Consider the following 15,872-nt stretch of genomic DNA (forward strand, 5'->3'; position numbering starts at 1 on the left):
TCAGTTATGAGAAGAACATGAAAGAATTAGGATCGGTGATACGGATGCCCTGCAAGAATTGTTGCGGCCCGATATAATTGCTCAGCAACCAAAATGCGGGCGATCTGATGCGGCCACGTTAAAGCACCCAGAGCTAAAACCAGATCAGCACGCGAGCGCAATGCCGGGTCGTGTCCATCCGGGCCACCAATGGCGACAATCAACTGCCGTTTGCCATCATCACGCATACGACCAATACGTTCGGCAAAATCTTCCGAACCAAGCGTCTTCCCGCGCTCGTCGAGTAAAATCAACGCGGCACCATTATCCAGTGCTTCATTAATGCGCTGTGCTTCTTCGGCTTTGCGTAGCTCTGCCGTCTGTCCACGGCTTTCTGGGATTTCGCTCACACCGGCGAATTCAAGACCAAGTGGCGGTCCAGACTTGGAAAAACGGTCAAAATAACGCTCGACCAACTCCCGCTCGGGGCCGGCTTTCATCCGGCCCACGGCAAACACACTCACACGCATAGCGCCCTCACTCAGACTGGATTAGTGCACAGTTCCCGATGCACGTTTGTCTTCGAGGTCATTGTCGATCCAGATCTTTTCCAGATTGTAGAAATCACGGATTTCCGGACGGAAAATATGGACGACAATATCGCCTGTATCGATAAGAACCCAATCACCAGCTTCGAGTCCTTCAACCCGAATGTCTTTGCAGCCCATCTCACGAAGCGCCTGCAAAAGATGATCCGCGACAGCCGAAACATGGCGATGCGAACGACCAGATGCGATGATCATAAAATCACCGATCGAAGATCGTGAGCGAATGTCGATGGGGATGATGGATTCTGCTTTGGAGTTTTCGAGACTGGCCAAAGCCGCATCGAAGGCCTGGGACACGAAAGTTGTTTCGTTCATCCCGACCGGTGAAGGCGCGTGGTGAGCCTTCTTCTCAATTGCTGTTCTCAGTGTATTTCCTTTCAGCAAGAACAACGCAATACGGCAGTTATAAGCACCGTACATGCGTAAGATAGGCAGAGTCCCTGCATTCTTTCAAGAGTTTTGGCTTGTTAAGCCCATTCACTTTTTCGATTTCTGTTTACGAAGCGCACTTGAAGACAATGTCGAGCGGGGACCATGGATAAAGGTCCATGCAGGAGGCGCGCGACGTGCCAGCAATGGCGCATAGTGTTCATCAATACGACTGGCCGAGAATGTCTGCGCCATCCGTGACGACAAATAAGCAAGCGTTGAGCCCGGGCGATCAATCACGGCAATGGGGAAATTCTTTGCAATTTCGCGCCACCGCTGCCAGCGATGAAACGATGCAAGATTGTCCGCACCCATCACCCAGACGAAATGCACACCGGGATTGGCTTTTTGTATCAGGGCCAGAGTATCGGCAGTGTAGCGCGTATGGAAAACCGCTTCGAGCGCTGTAACCTTAATGCGAGGATCGGTCGATATATCTTCGCTCAGCTTTAAACGCTCTGCAAGCGATGCCAGTTCGCGCGTATCTTTCAGCGGGTTGCCGGGTGTGACCATCCACCAGAGCTGATCGAGCTTCAGGCGCCTAATAGCGATTTCAGCGACCAGCGCATGCCCCCCATGTGGAGGATTGAACGAGCCGCCAAACAAGCCAACAGTCAGACCCTTCTCAACATAAGGCATACGCAGATAATGCGCATCAACATCTGGATAGTTGGCTTTTAACGCGGACAGCCCGAAGCCGAATTTCATCAGCCCCGAACCTGACCATTGCCACGAACACGATATTTGAACGATGTCAGCTGTTCGACACCGACCGGACCACGCGCATGCATTTTTCCGGTAGCAATGCCGATTTCCGCCCCCATGCCAAACTCACCGCCATCCGCAAATTGGGTCGAGGCGTTGTGCAAAAGAATAGCCGAGTCGATCTCGTTGAAGAAACGCGCCACAACCTCTGCATCTTCCGCAATAACCGCTTCGGTATGATGCGATGAATATTGCCCAATATGCGCAATTGCATCTGAAACGCCGTCAACCAACTTCACGGATATGATCGCATCGAGATATTCCGTCGACCAGTCTTGTTCCGTTGCAGGCGTAGCATCAGGATAAAGCACCAACACCTCTTCGCTGCCGCGTATTTCACAGCCCTTGGCAGCCAAATCTCGCAAAATTGGCACAAGATGGGTGTCAGCCACTGCACTGTCCACCAGCAGCGTTTCAGCAGAACCACAAATTCCAGTGCGGCGCATTTTGGAATTGAGCGCAATCGCGCGCGCCATATCAAGATCGGCGGACTTATCAATGTAGAGATGGCAAATGCCTTCGAGATGCGCAAAAACTGGCACACGCGCTTCCGATTGCACCCGTGCGACAAGGCTTTTGCCGCCGCGTGGTACAATCACATCAATCGCACCATTCAGTCCTTTGAGCATTTCGCCAACCGCTGCACGATCCGTCACCGGCACGATCTGGATCGCATCTACTGGCAAATTTCCAGCTTCCAACCCCACCACCAGCGCCTTGTGAATGGCTGCCGAGGAATGCGCGGAATCAGAACCGCCGCGCAGAATAACCGCATTACCAGCCTTGAGGCAAAGCGCACCAGCATCTGCCGTTACATTGGGGCGGCTTTCATAGATGACGCCAATCACACCGAGCGGCGTGCGCACACGCTCAATGTGCAGACCATTCGGGCGATCCCACTCCGCAATCACTTCGCCAACCGGATCAGGCAGAGCAGCAATTGCGCGAATACCATCGGCGATGGCCTGAATACGACTATCATCCAGCGTCAGGCGATCCACAAACGAAGCCGCCATGCCACTTTGCGCAGCATTGGCAAGGTCGAGCTTATTGGCTTCAAGGATTGCATCTTTGCTTGCCAGAACGGCATCAGCAGCGGCAAGCAAGGCTTTGTTTTTCTGTTGAGGCGAAGCAATGGAAAGCGGAGCCGCTGCCTGTCTGGCTTTACGACCAACCTCAGCCATAATAGCCGCGATATCAGTTCCGGCGTCCACTTTGTTCAACATCCTCTTCCCCTACGCTTCTTCCGTCTCGCTAGTGGTTACACCCCGTACCACCAGATCATTGCGATGGATCATTGCAGCGCGTGCATCATAACCAAGAATATCACTGATCTCATCGCTTTTATGACCAGCAATTTTGCGCGCATCATCAGCGTCATATGCGATCAGACCGCGTGCAATTTCACGACCATCTTCGTTGAGAACAGCAACAGTGTCTCCACGCTCGAACTGGCCTTCGATGTCTTTGACACCGGCGGGCAACAGCGACTTGCCAGATTTGAGCGCCTTGGCGGCACCCGCATCAACCGTCAAACGACCAGCGGGTTCCAGATTGCCGGAAATCCACGTTTTCCATGCATTGACCGGCGCATTGGACGGCTCAAACAAAGTTGCGCGCTCACCGCGATCAATCGCTGAAAGTGGTGCCATTCGGGTGCCAGAGGTAATGATCATGGCCGTGCCGGCGGCATTGGCAATCTTGCCTGCATCAAGCTTGGTTTTCATACCCCCGCGCGAAAGCTCGGAAGCAGCAGCACCCGCCATGGCTTCGATCTGTGGCGTAATACTTGCCACAAGCGGTATGAACTGCGCGTTCGGGTCTTTATGTGGCGGCGCCGTGTAAAGCCCGTCAATATCGGAAAGCAGAATGAGAAGATCAGCGCCCATCATAGTGGCTACGCGCGCAGCCAGACGATCATTATCACCATAACGAATTTCAGTCGTCGCAACCGTATCATTCTCATTGATGATCGGCACCGCACCGAGCTTCAGCAAAGTCTCGATTGTTGCCCGTGCATTGAGATAACGGCGACGCTCTTCAGTATCATCCAGCGTGAGCAGAATCTGACCCGATTTAACGCCATGCCCGCCCAACACATCGGCATAGGCTTTGGCCAAAGCGATCTGACCAGCCGCAGCCGCAGCCTGACTTTCCTCAAGCTTTAGCGATTTCTTTGGCAGTCCAAGCACCGTGCGCCCCAATGCGATAGCACCAGAGGAGACAACCAGCACTTCAACACCGGCGCGCGAAAGGTTTGCGATGTCCTGCCCGAGACTTTCAAGCCAGCTCTGCTTGAGGCCAGTCGAACGATCCACGAGCAGCGCAGATCCAATTTTGATAACAATGCGGCGATAGTCTTTGAGTTGTTTCAGCATGTCTTCAGTTCCTGCGCCGCATTACCAATTTTTATTCTTCTTCGACAGCGCCTGCTTCGGCAGCGCGGCTTTTATCAATCACACTCGCAAGCTGACGCAGAACATCGTTCAAACCTTCATGGCTGACAGCTGAAAGCAGCATCGGATCGCGTCCACATGCCTTTTTAAGCGCCTTGATCTTTTCCTTACGAGTCTCAGGATCAATCGTATCAATCTGCGACAGAGCTACAATTTCCGTCTTTTCAGACAGACCATGTTCATAGGCTTCAAGTTCACCACGAATAACCGTGTAAGCTTTCGCCACATCTTCTTCCTGCGCCGATACAAGATGCAATAGCACGCGGGTACGCTCGACATGGCCGAGGAAGCGATCACCGAGGCCCACACCTTCGCTTGCACCTTCAATCAGCCCTGGAATATCCGCAATTACAAACTCACGGCCATCGACACGCGAAACACCAAGGTTTGGATGCAACGTGGTAAAAGGATAATCTGCGATCTTTGGCTTTGCAGCCGTCACACTTGCGAGGAATGTGGATTTACCCGCATTTGGCAATCCAACCAGACCCGCATCAGCAATCAGTTTCAGGCGCAGCCATAATGTGCGCTCAATGCCATCCTGACCGGGATTGGCATGACGCGGCGCGCGGTTTCGCGATGTCGTGAAATGCAGATTACCAAAACCGCCATTGCCGCCCTTCGCCAGTCGATAACGCTGGCCAAGTTCGGTAATGTCGCAAATCAGCGTTTCGTTATCTTCTTCGAAAATCTGCGTCCCAACTGGCACCTTGAGAATAACATCATTGCCCTTGCCGCCGGTCATGTTACGACCCATGCCGTGCATGCCGATCTGAGCCTTGAAATGCTGCTGGTAACGATAATCGATCAGCGTGTTAAGGCCGTCAACGGCCTCAACCCAGACATCACCACCGCGACCACCATCGCCGCCATCAGGACCACCAAATTCAAGAAATTTCTCGCGCCGGAACGAAACAGCGCCTGCACCGCCCGCGCCGGAGCGAATGTAAATCTTGGCCTGATCGAGAAATTTCATTGAACTTACCTCTTGTGACGCACCGTATTTGTATCGGAGCGCGTCTTAAACTTTGGGATTGTGCAAAGTCCCGCGCAATCCGATTTGCAATTACAGCAAAACCCGCGTCCTGCAAACAGCAGAACTCATAGGTTTTCAGCTTAAATTCAGTTTCCAAGCTGGATCACTGAAATCGATATAGAGCAGTTCCTGATCCAGATACTGCCCCTGCACATAAAGTGACTTGCGCTCAAGGCCATAGGATTTGAAGCCAAGCTCGTCATAAATGCGCTTGGCAGGCTCATTCGTTGCCACAACCTTCGCATCCAGTATCACGACATGCTGTGCTGCATGTTCGATAACATGCTGAACAAGCGCCTTGCCAAGGTGCAGCCCGCGCGCTTCGGGTGCAACATAGACACTTACTAAAGTGCCACGGTGCCGTTCCGATTTGCGCTCATGCCGAAACATTCCGGCGATGCCCATCAGGTTCTCACCATCAAATGCACCGAAAATAACGTTACCATTCACCTGTTCAAGACGACGCGCGAACACGCTTTCGGAATAGGCATTTTCTTCTTCAAAGGTCGATCCAAAAGCTTGCGGCGCAAGCTGTAAAGCCGAAAGACGTATCGCACGAAACCGATGCAGGTCGCCCTTATCCAGCGCCCGAACCTCCACCCTCTCGCGGGTGATTGCGTATATATCGTTCATATTATTCCCCGATAATTATCGGCCCTGCGCTCTAACGATTTGTTTTAACGCGCATCTTATCCGAAAATCGTTTCACACTTTTCGGGATGCGCTCTAAACGCAGGGCCATTCTTTATCATTATGACTGCCAGCTTCTCAGGCCGATCCATGTACGCCGATCGAGAACATAGCGCTCGACAGGAACATTTCCGGCAGCAAGTGAATCCGCCATTCCCATGCTGCTGAACTGGAAACCGCACTTATGGATCACCTTGCGCGAACCGCTATTGCTGGCGTGGCACGAAACATGCAACCGCTCGATTGGCGTGGCACGAAAGGCCAGATCGATCAATGCGTGGGCAGCTTCGGTGGCAAAACCATGCCCCCAATAGGGCTCGCCCAGCCAATAGCCGATCTCCAGACCTTCGCTGTGGCTGTGCGGATGGATGCCACAACAGCCCATAAAGATACCGGTTTCAGCTTGGGTAATTGCGTAAATGCAATTGCCCATCTCGCCTTTTCGCACGCGCTCGACAAAGTCCACGGCATTTTCGCGGGTGTATGGATGAGGCATACGGGCGAGCATAGTGGAGACGCGGGCGTTATTAGCAAGATAGGAAATTGCATCCACGTCTTCGACATGCGGCGGGCGAAGAACCAGCCTGTCAGTCACGAGAACGGGGCAATCCAACTGATCTGCTAATCCCGGCGAGAGATCAGCATAGCTGGCCTCCCGCTCACTACAGCTCTCGTAATAATCTTCTTCTAAAACTTCGATGACCATTGTTCTGTCCTCCAGACGAAAAAAAGGAAGATGGTTGTCCCATCTTCCCTTTGATCTTCTGGCAGGTCGCCATATGTACCGGGTCCATGGGACGCCGGTACTTTATAGAGGTCCGGCTTACTCTGCTGCTTCCGCGATCGGGGTAACCGACACGTAAGTACGACCGTTGGCTTTCGTGCGGAAAGCAACGGAACCATTGGTGGTAGCAAAAATGGTGTGGTCTTTACCGAGGCCAACATTAACGCCCGGATGCCACTTGGTGCCGCGCTGGCGCACGATGATGTTGCCAGAAACGACAGCTTCGCCACCGAACTTCTTCACGCCAAGGCGCTTCGACTCTGAATCGCGACCGTTACGCGACGAACCACCAGCTTTTTTGTGTGCCATTGGATTTCTCCTTTAATCTCTTCTACTTACTCAGCCGAATCGGCCTTGGCTGCAGCCTTCTTAGGCGCTGCCTTCTTTGGCTTTGCGACTTCGCCTTCAGCGGCGTCTGCCTTTGGAGCCTTCTTATCAGCAGCCTTCTTGGAAGGCTTCGCGCCGTCGGTAAGGATCTCCGAGATACGGATTGTCGTCAGTTCCTGACGATGACCGCGGGTGCGCTTCGAGTTCTGACGACGACGCTTCTTGAACGCGATAACCTTGCGTGCACGACCCTGCTCAACGACTTCTGCCGTTACGAGAGCGCCTGCAACAACTGGCGCGCCAATGGTCGAACCAACCATCAGAACTTCTGCAAATTCTACGATGTCGCCAGCTTCGCCAGCAACCTTTTCAACCTTGATCAGGTCGTTTGCGGCAACGCGGTACTGCTTGCCACCAGTCTTAATGACTGCGAACATTTGTTTTCCTTTCGGGTCGTTCGGTCCAGCTCTCATACCCTGCAACGCAAGCGCCTTGGGCACGGGCCGTCTTTTTATCAGTCGGTTGATTTTGAAAGCTTTTCAGCCTCCAGATCAGAGCCCGGTAAACCGAAAATCTCCAATCAAAACAATAGGCGCGGATAAATCTGCGCTTAAAGTCTGGTGCTTATAGGTGTGAGACAGCGGAAAAGTCAAGAATTTTCGCACTGTTATGCAAATTAGGTCTTGTCTAATTGCATTTGGCCCGTTATTGAGCCGCTACACACTTAGCATTCGCTTTAGATGCTTACCAACGGCACGGTTTTTATAGATCGTATTACCGTAGTGCACCATGCGGAGAGGTGGCTGAGTGGTCGAAAGTACCGCACTCGAAATGCGGCGTGGGGGTAACTCCACCGTGGGTTCGAATCCCACCCTCTCCGCCATTTTTTTGAAATCAATGTCTTAAAGATGTCCCGCATGCTTTGTGCTCGTGGCGCAATTCTTATCGCATAATACCGATTTCAGCCGTTGCCCAAGCGCCCCCAAATCTCCAAGCACTTGATGAACTGTTCGCTTTATGCCCTATACTTACAAAGAGTTGGTGCGTAAGGGGGCGCTGAAATGTCGAAAAATATGTGTTCCCGGCCAAAGTCGACCGCCAGCATTCTAGCCATCTGGCTCATGTTTATGGCACTTTATCTGGCGGTTTCGACTAACAGATCGCTCAAAAACGAGGCCACCGAGTTAAACGAAGCTGGCTTTCTTTTACATCGTATGATTTCGCAGCGCGTGGCGCAGCACGACGCACATATGACGACGCTAGCCTCGCTAATTCTCGCAGATGAAAGTAAAAAGCCACAGCTTATCACCCAGGTCAGCGATAGCATCATGCGGTTTTATCCTCGCATCAAAGCTATTCAGGAAATCGAAATTACATGGCGTGAACCCTCAGCTACTACGGATGTGCTCCAAATTTTATCCGTACCTCTTGATGCAACGTTACCGGATTACCAATCACTCGGCAGGGAAATTTTTGTCCAGAAAGCCGGAGAAGTCAGAAGCTATATCAGCCCCTCTTCCGATCAGGGATATCTACTGGCCAAGAAGCTGAAAGATACAAATCCAGCCGTTGCGCTCGTCATGCAGATCGATGCCCAGAAGCTTATCGATCTGGACGAGCTTCCTGCGTGGGCGAACATCAGGCTCATACTCGACGGCTCCATGGTAATGGAGCAAAAAGCCAAGCAAAAGGCATCGGGATGGCTCGCTTCACCGTGGTTCAGTCGAGTGATCGATAGCGGATCACAGCCGCTTCTTCTCACAATGGATTACCCCATCGCACTAACTGACCTTGTTGATGGCACTTCATTAGCTATGGTGGCAATTGTCAGTCTTATTGTGCTTTCTCTTCTTGGATATAGTTTGCAGCACAGGCGTGAAGTGCGTCGTCTCAAAGCTTCCGCAGAAATGGCCGAGCAACGCAGCATAACACTCGCGCGTGAGACACGTCTGGCGCATGCGGCGAGAGTTAACTCCATGGGAGAACTGGCTTCCGGCATTGCGCATGAACTGGCACAACCTCTGACAGCACTGATGAGCCAAAGCCGCGCCGCTGAACGTCTTGTCGAGCAGTCAGGCATCGACAACGCACTGTTGAAAAAAGCGATGGCTGCCAATGTGCGTGAAGCCAGACGCGCTGGTGATATGCTCAAACGGATGCGTGATTATATCAGCAACCGCCCACCCAAGCCTGTGCCGGTCGAGATCAACAACGTCATTCATGATACGGCAGAGCTTCTGCATACCGAACTCGAACAACGCAACATAGCGCTGAATTTCACGCTCGAACCCAACCTGCCCACTATAATGGCCGACCCAGTTGAACTCGAGCAGGTCTTCAACAACCTGATTCGGAATGCCTCCGATAGTCTCAACGAAGCCGGTATTTCGGGAGGGAAGATCAGCGTCTCAACGAAGCGCGAAGGCGAACATATCTGCGTTAGTATATGCGACAATGGACCGGGAATTCCTGCAGATCTGCAACCGCGCCTGTTTGAACCTTTTTTCACGACAAAGAAAGACGGGATGGGGCTTGGCCTCACTCTGTGCTCAACACTCATTGAGCGCGTTGGTGGGCACATCAAAGCACAGAACAATGATGATGGCGGAGCATGTTTCATGGTCTGGCTGCCAATTCAGAATAAGGGAGCCAATACATGAGCGGAACGATGATCTATCTAGTTGATGACGACGAAGCGGTGCGGGATGGGCTTTCACTGCTACTTTCAACCTACGGCATGACGGTCGAGACCTTTGCCGATCCAACAACGTTTCTCGCACATATTGATGAGCATCGCCCCGGAATCTTGTTGCTTGATCTGCGCATGCCGCTGATCAGCGGATTACAGGTGCAGCAGAAGCTGACGGAACGCCGCATCAACTGGCCAGTCATCATGATCACTGGTCATGGCGATGTGAACGCGTGCCGCCGTGCCTTCAAAGCGGGTATCAGTGACTTTCTCAGCAAGCCAATTGACGAAGACGTGTTGCTGGACGCAATCCATTCTGCGCAAACACTCCTGCAAACGCGTCTCGAAAAGCAGGAAGCGGTTGATCTTCTGGCAAGCCTCACAAGTCGGGAACGCGAAGTGTTTGACCTTGTCTGCGAAGGTTTCGCCAGCAAGGATATTGCCGCAGCCCTTGATATTTCAGCGCGCACGATTGATGCGCATCGCGCCAATATTGCCGAGAAGCTCAAAACAAGCTCAGTGGCGGAATTTGTCCGCCTCACAATAGCGGCCTCTCAGTAGAACTACCTACCCAGCTTCGTGTGATCGCGGATTACGCAAAATGCGGCTGACCTTTAGAACTGTCATCAGAAAGCGAGGCTTTCAGGGAAAGTTCCAAAGGAGACACGACTATGAAACGCATTTTTCTAGCCGCTACTGCCGCCGCCCTCATGACCTCGGCTGCATCCGCACAGATCCTTGAAGAAAAGAATATGCCAATGGAATTGGCCAGCACCATTGCGCGTGAAGCAGTCGCTGCCTGTTCCGCTGAAGGCTACAATGTTTCCGCAGCCGTTGTTGATCGCGCCGGTGTCCTTCGCGCTCTGTTGCGTGCCGACAATGCCGGCTCTCATACACCAGAAGCCGCACGCCAGAAGGCTTACACCTCATCGTCCTCGCGTATGCCAACCAGTGCTATGGCTGAAAACATCACCAAGAACCCAGCAGCTGCCGAACTCGCATCCATTGATGGCTTCCTCGTTCTGGCTGGCGGCGTTCCAGTCAAGGTCGGCGATGTAACGATCGGTGCAGTTGGTGTGGGTGGCGCACCTGGCGGCCAGTTTGACGAAGCATGTGCGATTGCAGCGATCAACAAGGTTCAGGACCAGCTCAAGTAATCATTGCTTTTGAAACCAAAAATAAGCCGCGCAACCAGTCACTGGATGCGCGGCGTTTTTTACATCATTTGGAATAGCTCTATCAGATATTCTTCTGAGCAAACCGATCAAATGCCTTGAGGAAATCACCGAGGAACTTTGCCGTGTCGGGCACCAGTTTACCGCTTTCATCCAGCATTTTATCAACATGCGCGAGATAAGCCTCTGGTTGCTGCAAGGTCGGCATATCCAGAAAAACGAGCGACTGACGCAGGTGATGATTGGCACCAAATGCTGAAATATTACCCGGCGAACCGCTGATAATTGCTGCTGGCTTTCCACCCCACACGCTCTTGCCATAAGGGCGTGACCCGACATCAAGGGCATTTTTAAGAGCAGCCGGAACAGACCGATTATATTCAGGCGTTACGAATAAAACGGCATTGGCTTTCGCGAGCTCCGAGCGAAACCGCGTCCAGGCTTCGGGCGGTGTATCCGTATCAAGATCAGGGTTATAGAGCGGGAGGTCGCCAATCTCGACAAGGGTGAGGGCCATGTCATCCGGCGTTACCGCATTCAAACCCACCGCAACTTTGCGATTGAATGAATCTTTTCTCAAGCTTCCAACCAGAACAGCCACATTCAATTTCGGCATCGCTAATTCCCATCCTCAATGTTGATCTGCAACAAAGTAAAACAGAAGATCATGAGGTCAAGCTTATAAACACGCAATAAGAGTCGAAACTGTAAAGCGTTTTTGGAATTACTGTCATTCAAAAAGAAATACATATTCTTTCATGCAGAAAAGCAATCGTAAGAAGCTTTAATTTGCGGTAATTTTCGCCTTAACGAACACGTCGTAGCGTGTGCTTTTGCCCAAAATCTGATGCGACGGTTTGCGTAAACCCTCCATAGGCTCCGCCCGCAACGGCCATTTCAGAACAACACGGTTCTGCGCATATTCCAATGCAATCTGCATGAGCAATTGTGAATCCGGGTCTGCACCCACAATTTCACGGATCTGGCGCATTTCCTTTTTAACGAGTGCCGTATTTCCACGCGGCGGGTGCATCGGATCAACCAGTACAACCATAGGCTTGAGTGTGGGCAAAAGCAGACATGAATCTCCATGGAGCAAGGTCATTCGCTCCACTGTTTGCGCATATTTTCCGCCTTCGGCACTTGCGCGTACGAGCCCTTCAGCAAGAAGATCATACATCCTCTTCGAACGCTCAATCAAAGTTACCCGCGCCCCAAGAGCGGCGAGCAAAAAAGCATCGCGACCAAGTCCAGCCGTTGCATCCACGATATCAGGCGTAACACTACCCGTAAGCCCAGCGGCCTTAGCCAGTGCCTGCCCTCGCCCCTCTCCCATGCGGAACCGGTGCCCGACTGCACCACCTATAAAATCTACGATCAGTTCTGCTGGTTCAGCCTTTTGCGACATGGTGCACTCAGAATGGGCAGGGAACAGTAAATGTGACATCACGGCCGTCTGGATGCTGAAACGTCAATTCTTCAGCATGCAGCAATAGGCGTTCGGAAGCATCAAGCGAGGCACCTTCAGCGTAGAAGGCATCGCCAAGTATGACATGGCCTAGCGCCTTCATATGAACACGTAACTGGTGTGTTCGTCCGGTCAATGGAAAAAGCCGGAGCCGGGTCGTATTCTCACCACGTGCTAAAACTTGCCACCGCGTTTGGGCGGGCTTACCGTTTTGATGGTCCACGCGATGACGTGGCTTATTTTCTGCATCAATCGCCAGCGGCAAATCAATTAAGCCCTCATCCTCAGCAACCTGCCCCCATACTTGAGCTATATAAGCCTTATGGGTCGTTCGCGCCTCAAATTGAGCCGCTATAGCAGCATGAGCCTTACGATTAAGGGACATCAACACAAGGCCAGACGTGTCTTTATCCAGACGATTGATCATCAAAGCATCGGGAAACTGCTTCTGCACCCGGACAGCAAGGCTGTCCGACAAAGCTGGATGACGTCCGGGGACAGATAATAGCCCGCTCGGCTTATCGAGAACCAAAATATCAGCATCCCGGTGGATGATCGATACATATGGCTCAAGCGGCGGATTATAAACAGGAAAGTCGGGCATTGGTGCATTCATAACGGCGTTTTAGCACGGTTTGCACGGCGACGAAAAGTGTTGATCAATATGGCAGTGACCATGCATAAGCCGTATATCAAGTGTTCTAGCTTGATCTATCGCGTCGTGACAATTCTGGACAATCAATGGCATCAAAAACCACTTTGAATGCAAAAAATCTCGAAGCGCTCGGTGTTGAACGCCTTGCGGAGCTATTGATTGAGGTCAGTACCGGCAATGCCAACCATAAGCGTCGGCTTCGCATGGAGCTTGCAGGTAACTCAAGCAGTGCGGAACTTGCAAGAGAGGTTCGCAAACGCTTGGGCAGCATTGCACGTGCACAAAGCTGGATAGGCTGGAGAAAGATTAAATCCTTCAAGGCCGATCTTGAAAGCCAGCGTAATACCATTGTCAAAAAGATAGCCCCCTCCGATCCAGAGGACGGATTTGAATTGATATGGCAGTTTCTTTCGCTTTCAGACCAGATATTTGAACGCTCTGACGATGGCAATGGTACGCTCTTGGAGAGCTTTCATGCTGCAAATCGAGACGCTGGACACATAGCGACACTGGCTAATCCCCCGACGGAAAGGCTTGTTGACCAAATATTTCAGGCCCTTCTGAACAATGAATATGGTCAATATGACCAACTTATCAGTTCTATGGCACCAGCACTGAACGAAAACGGTCTTCGAAAACTCCAGCAACGTTTTGAAGAATGGAATGATGATCACTCAACACATAAACATAGCGTCACAGCTGATGCTCGTTCCGGCGCAGTAAAAATCTCACTTCAAAAAATAGCTGACGAACTCAATGATGTTGATCTTTTCGTCGCCCAACATTCTGCACACACACATCGATTACCAAGCGTTTCCACTGAAATCGCTAAGAGACTGCTTTCAGCGGGCCGTCCCCAGGAAGCATTGGAAATGCTCGATGGTGCTCAGTTTAGTGGAGAACGTGAAACACTGCCAGAATGGCAATTGACGCGAGTTAACGCACTAGAGGCATTGGGGCACTTGGAAGAAGCTCAGCAATTTCGTTGGGACGGCTTCAGGCAAACACTCAACGTCGATCTTCTGCGCGGTTTTCTACGTAAGCTGCCAGATTTTGATGATATTGATGCTGAGGAAAAAGCCTTTAAACTTGTCGGCGATTATCCAGATGCCAACAAGGCAATTCTATTTTTTATGCAGTATCCATCTGTTAGTCAGATGGCCAAATTCGTAATTCATCGCTCATCCGAACTTGATGGCGAAAAATACGAGTTGATGTCAGAAGCAGCGGAGAAGCTTGTCGACAAGTATCCAGTTGCAGCAATCCTATTATTCAGGCGCATGATAGACTTCGCACTTACGCGCAGCCGAACGAGCCGATACAAGCAAGCAGCGCAGCATCTGTCGGAATGCATCTTACTCGATCGCAATGTTACAAGTTACGGCACGATCGTTCAGCACGATGTTTACCTTTCGAACCTTCGTAAGCAACACCACAAGAAATATAGTTTTTGGGATCTGGTAAATTGACGATTCCTATTTTAGATAATACTCATGTATTCCATGAATGAGACCTCTCTGAAAAAGCTACAGGATGATTTGGAGCGCCTGCAGATTGAGCTGGCGAACAAAGATCGGCTTATTCATGAGCAGGAACAAACGCTTTCACATTTCAGAAAAATCTACGGTCAATCTTCCATTGTTGCTCAGATTGGTATCTGGGAATGTACGTTACCCGACGAGGAGTTAACCTGGTCGGATTATGTTTACGATATTTTTGAACTACCCAAGGGAGAACCTCTCACGCGTGCCGATACACTGGCATGCTATACGGAGGCTTCAAAGATAGAACTTCAAAAACGCCGGTCAGATGCCATTGCGCAACGCAACGGCTTTACGTTCGAAGCAGAGATAACTACTTTTCGTGGAAACAAGCGTTGGATACGCATTACGGCGTCGGTCGAATGCCAGGATGAAACACCAGTCCGCATCTTTGGCATGAAACAGGATATTACGGAGCAGAAAGCATTATTCGACAAAATAATGCATCTTGCCGAATACGATCAGATGTCTGGCCTCGCAAATAAAAGCCAGTTCCACACAAAACTTTCATCGATGCTGGATCTCGTCAATAATGAGAAAGAAAACAGCTTCCTCCTATTGATTGATCTCGATGGTTTTAAGAAAATAAATGATGAATTTGGCCATCTTGCAGGAGATGAATGCATTAAAGAAATTGGATCTCGACTTAGTGGCCTAAATTCGTTCGGTAGTCATACTTATCGAATTGGTGGCGACGAGTTTGCAGTCATTACATCAGGGTCTTGTGACCAAAAGCAAGCCGAGGACATTGCGCAAATAATAATAGCTCGCGTTAGCTCACCTATAGCATTTAATGGCAAGAATCTTAAACTTGGAGCATCTGTTGGCATAGCCCCATTAGTAGGGCTCACAGAATCTGATGTCTTTAACAACGCGGATGCTGCACTGTATTGCGCTAAAGCTGAAGGGAAGGCGACATTTCGTTGCTACCAACCCCATTTACAAGCGGCCAGCGCTTGAGCCGAAGCATTATATAAATCAGTAACAAGTCCTATTTTCCTAATCAGTTAGGTCTTGTCCTAGCTGCGCTAATAAAAGTTTGCAGCTTCCAGAGCATTATATGACGATCCAACGCTCGCATCTTATAGCGCGGCGCTGTTTCAGAATTCTATTTTCTAAAGCAAAAAGCCCGCTTTGGGCGGGCTGTTGTTGGGTGTGTTTTGCGCACGTGTGCATACGAGCTTTTATTTATCGGATTATATAGTTTTTGTTAGATTTGGTTGCGGGGGCAGGATTTGAACCTGCGGCCTTCAGGTTATGAGCCTGACGA

18 protein-coding genes and 1 tRNA gene are annotated in these 15,872 nt (G+C 51.0%); 6 read left to right on the forward strand and 13 right to left on the reverse strand.

Annotated elements, in window-relative coordinates:
• Positions 1–26 precede the first annotated feature (26 nt).
• The 10 genes from rlmH to rplU form a co-directional block, all read right to left on the reverse strand.
• Complete coding sequence (gene rlmH, locus J2782_RS19100) at positions 27–509, reverse strand: 23S rRNA (pseudouridine(1915)-N(3))-methyltransferase RlmH (protein WP_310015437.1); 483 nt, start codon at positions 507–509, stop codon at positions 27–29.
• A gap of 21 nt (positions 510–530) precedes the next feature.
• Positions 531–902 carry a ribosome silencing factor gene (gene rsfS, locus J2782_RS19105; protein WP_310015487.1) on the reverse strand — a complete coding sequence of 124 codons (372 nt, stop codon included), beginning with the start codon at positions 900–902 and terminating at the stop codon, positions 531–533.
• A gap of 162 nt (positions 903–1,064) precedes the next feature.
• Positions 1,065–1,724, reverse strand: a complete 660-nt coding sequence (locus J2782_RS19110; RefSeq protein WP_310015439.1) for a nicotinate-nucleotide adenylyltransferase — start codon at positions 1,722–1,724, stop codon at positions 1,065–1,067.
• Positions 1,724–3,007 carry a glutamate-5-semialdehyde dehydrogenase gene (locus J2782_RS19115; protein ID WP_310015441.1) on the reverse strand — a complete coding sequence of 428 codons (1,284 nt, stop codon included), beginning with the start codon at positions 3,005–3,007 and terminating at the stop codon, positions 1,724–1,726. Before J2782_RS19115 ends, J2782_RS19110 begins: the two co-directional genes overlap by 1 nt.
• A gap of 9 nt (positions 3,008–3,016) precedes the next feature.
• The gene (proB, locus tag J2782_RS19120; protein ID WP_310015443.1) at positions 3,017–4,159 is read right to left on the reverse strand and encodes a glutamate 5-kinase; all 1,143 of its coding nucleotides are present in this window, start codon (positions 4,157–4,159) and stop codon (positions 3,017–3,019) included.
• 31 nt (positions 4,160–4,190) lie between these two features.
• Positions 4,191–5,213 (reverse strand): GTPase ObgE, encoded by a 1,023-nt coding sequence (gene obgE, locus J2782_RS19125; protein WP_250041302.1) that lies wholly within the window; start codon positions 5,211–5,213, stop codon positions 4,191–4,193.
• A gap of 135 nt (positions 5,214–5,348) precedes the next feature.
• Positions 5,349–5,906: a GNAT family N-acetyltransferase gene (locus tag J2782_RS19130; protein ID WP_310015446.1), complete on the reverse strand. Its 558-nt coding sequence runs from the start codon at positions 5,904–5,906 to the stop codon at positions 5,349–5,351.
• A gap of 118 nt (positions 5,907–6,024) precedes the next feature.
• The gene (locus J2782_RS19135; RefSeq protein ID WP_310015448.1) at positions 6,025–6,669 is read right to left on the reverse strand and encodes a GNAT family N-acetyltransferase; all 645 of its coding nucleotides are present in this window, start codon (positions 6,667–6,669) and stop codon (positions 6,025–6,027) included.
• Positions 6,670–6,786: 117 nt separating this feature from the next.
• Positions 6,787–7,056, reverse strand: coding sequence for a 50S ribosomal protein L27 (rpmA, locus tag J2782_RS19140; RefSeq protein ID WP_310015450.1), 270 nt, complete (start codon positions 7,054–7,056; stop codon positions 6,787–6,789).
• Positions 7,057–7,082: 26 nt separating this feature from the next.
• Positions 7,083–7,511, reverse strand: a complete 429-nt coding sequence (rplU, locus tag J2782_RS19145; RefSeq protein WP_310015452.1) for a 50S ribosomal protein L21 — start codon at positions 7,509–7,511, stop codon at positions 7,083–7,085.
• Positions 7,512–7,867: 356 nt separating this feature from the next.
• Here rplU and J2782_RS19150 point away from each other — a divergent pair.
• The 4 genes from J2782_RS19150 to J2782_RS19165 all read left to right on the forward strand — a co-directional run bounded on the left by J2782_RS19150 (position 7,868) and on the right by J2782_RS19165 (position 10,920).
• A tRNA-Ser gene (locus tag J2782_RS19150) sits at positions 7,868–7,957 on the forward strand.
• Positions 7,958–8,135: 178 nt separating this feature from the next.
• Positions 8,136–9,734, forward strand: coding sequence for a sensor histidine kinase (locus tag J2782_RS19155; protein ID WP_310015454.1), 1,599 nt, complete (start codon positions 8,136–8,138; stop codon positions 9,732–9,734).
• The gene (locus J2782_RS19160) at positions 9,731–10,324 is read left to right on the forward strand and encodes a response regulator transcription factor (protein ID WP_310015457.1); all 594 of its coding nucleotides are present in this window, start codon (positions 9,731–9,733) and stop codon (positions 10,322–10,324) included. Before J2782_RS19155 ends, J2782_RS19160 begins: the two co-directional genes overlap by 4 nt.
• A 110-nt stretch (positions 10,325–10,434) precedes the next feature.
• Positions 10,435–10,920: a GlcG/HbpS family heme-binding protein gene (locus J2782_RS19165; protein WP_250043494.1), complete on the forward strand. Its 486-nt coding sequence runs from the start codon at positions 10,435–10,437 to the stop codon at positions 10,918–10,920.
• Positions 10,921–11,002: 82 nt separating this feature from the next.
• Here J2782_RS19165 and J2782_RS19170 read toward each other — a convergent pair whose 3' ends face one another.
• The 3 genes from J2782_RS19170 to J2782_RS19180 all read right to left on the reverse strand — a co-directional run bounded on the left by J2782_RS19170 (position 11,003) and on the right by J2782_RS19180 (position 13,010).
• Complete coding sequence (locus tag J2782_RS19170; RefSeq protein WP_310015460.1) at positions 11,003–11,554, reverse strand: NADPH-dependent FMN reductase; 552 nt, start codon at positions 11,552–11,554, stop codon at positions 11,003–11,005.
• Between the two features lie 168 nt (positions 11,555–11,722).
• Positions 11,723–12,346 (reverse strand): class I SAM-dependent methyltransferase, encoded by a 624-nt coding sequence (locus tag J2782_RS19175; protein ID WP_310015462.1) that lies wholly within the window; start codon positions 12,344–12,346, stop codon positions 11,723–11,725.
• Positions 12,347–12,353: 7 nt separating this feature from the next.
• On the reverse strand, positions 12,354–13,010 hold the full coding sequence (locus tag J2782_RS19180; RefSeq protein ID WP_404989676.1) for an RluA family pseudouridine synthase: 657 nt from the start codon (positions 13,008–13,010) through the stop codon (positions 12,354–12,356).
• Between the two features lie 137 nt (positions 13,011–13,147).
• On the opposite strand from J2782_RS19180, the gene J2782_RS19185 reads away from it, so the two are divergent.
• A complete protein-coding gene (locus J2782_RS19185; RefSeq protein WP_310015466.1) occupies positions 13,148–14,530 on the forward strand; it encodes a DUF6880 family protein in 1,383 nt (460 codons plus the stop codon).
• Between the two features lie 24 nt (positions 14,531–14,554).
• The gene (locus J2782_RS19190; RefSeq protein ID WP_310015467.1) at positions 14,555–15,562 is read left to right on the forward strand and encodes a sensor domain-containing diguanylate cyclase; all 1,008 of its coding nucleotides are present in this window, start codon (positions 14,555–14,557) and stop codon (positions 15,560–15,562) included.
• The last annotated feature ends 310 nt before the right edge of the window (positions 15,563–15,872 follow it).

This window comes from Brucella pseudogrignonensis (assembly GCF_031454375.1).
GTDB lineage: Bacteria > Pseudomonadota > Alphaproteobacteria > Rhizobiales > Rhizobiaceae > Brucella > Brucella pseudogrignonensis_A.

Coding starts and splice junctions, on each gene's coding strand:
- J2782_RS19190 (WP_310015467.1), top strand. CDS start 14,555: ATGTATTCCATGAATGAGACCTCTCTGAAAAAGCTACAGGATGATTTG.
- obgE (WP_250041302.1), bottom strand. CDS start 5,213: ATGAAATTTCTCGATCAGGCCAAGATTTACATTCGCTCCGGCGCGGGC.
- J2782_RS19175 (WP_310015462.1), bottom strand. CDS start 12,346: ATGTCGCAAAAGGCTGAACCAGCAGAACTGATCGTAGATTTTATAGGT.
- rlmH (WP_310015437.1), bottom strand. CDS start 509: ATGCGTGTGAGTGTGTTTGCCGTGGGCCGGATGAAAGCCGGCCCCGAG.
- J2782_RS19160 (WP_310015457.1), top strand. CDS start 9,731: ATGAGCGGAACGATGATCTATCTAGTTGATGACGACGAAGCGGTGCGG.
- proB (WP_310015443.1), bottom strand. CDS start 4,159: ATGCTGAAACAACTCAAAGACTATCGCCGCATTGTTATCAAAATTGGA.
- J2782_RS19170 (WP_310015460.1), bottom strand. CDS start 11,554: ATGCCGAAATTGAATGTGGCTGTTCTGGTTGGAAGCTTGAGAAAAGAT.
- J2782_RS19165 (WP_250043494.1), top strand. CDS start 10,435: ATGAAACGCATTTTTCTAGCCGCTACTGCCGCCGCCCTCATGACCTCG.
- J2782_RS19155 (WP_310015454.1), top strand. CDS start 8,136: ATGTCGAAAAATATGTGTTCCCGGCCAAAGTCGACCGCCAGCATTCTA.
- J2782_RS19115 (WP_310015441.1), bottom strand. CDS start 3,007: ATGTTGAACAAAGTGGACGCCGGAACTGATATCGCGGCTATTATGGCT.
- rplU (WP_310015452.1), bottom strand. CDS start 7,511: ATGTTCGCAGTCATTAAGACTGGTGGCAAGCAGTACCGCGTTGCCGCA.
- J2782_RS19185 (WP_310015466.1), top strand. CDS start 13,148: ATGGCATCAAAAACCACTTTGAATGCAAAAAATCTCGAAGCGCTCGGT.
- J2782_RS19110 (WP_310015439.1), bottom strand. CDS start 1,724: ATGAAATTCGGCTTCGGGCTGTCCGCGTTAAAAGCCAACTATCCAGAT.
- rpmA (WP_310015450.1), bottom strand. CDS start 7,056: ATGGCACACAAAAAAGCTGGTGGTTCGTCGCGTAACGGTCGCGATTCA.
- J2782_RS19180 (WP_404989676.1), bottom strand. CDS start 13,010: ATGCCCGACTTTCCTGTTTATAATCCGCCGCTTGAGCCATATGTATCG.
- rsfS (WP_310015487.1), bottom strand. CDS start 902: ATGAACGAAACAACTTTCGTGTCCCAGGCCTTCGATGCGGCTTTGGCC.
- J2782_RS19135 (WP_310015448.1), bottom strand. CDS start 6,669: ATGGTCATCGAAGTTTTAGAAGAAGATTATTACGAGAGCTGTAGTGAG.
- J2782_RS19130 (WP_310015446.1), bottom strand. CDS start 5,906: ATGAACGATATATACGCAATCACCCGCGAGAGGGTGGAGGTTCGGGCG.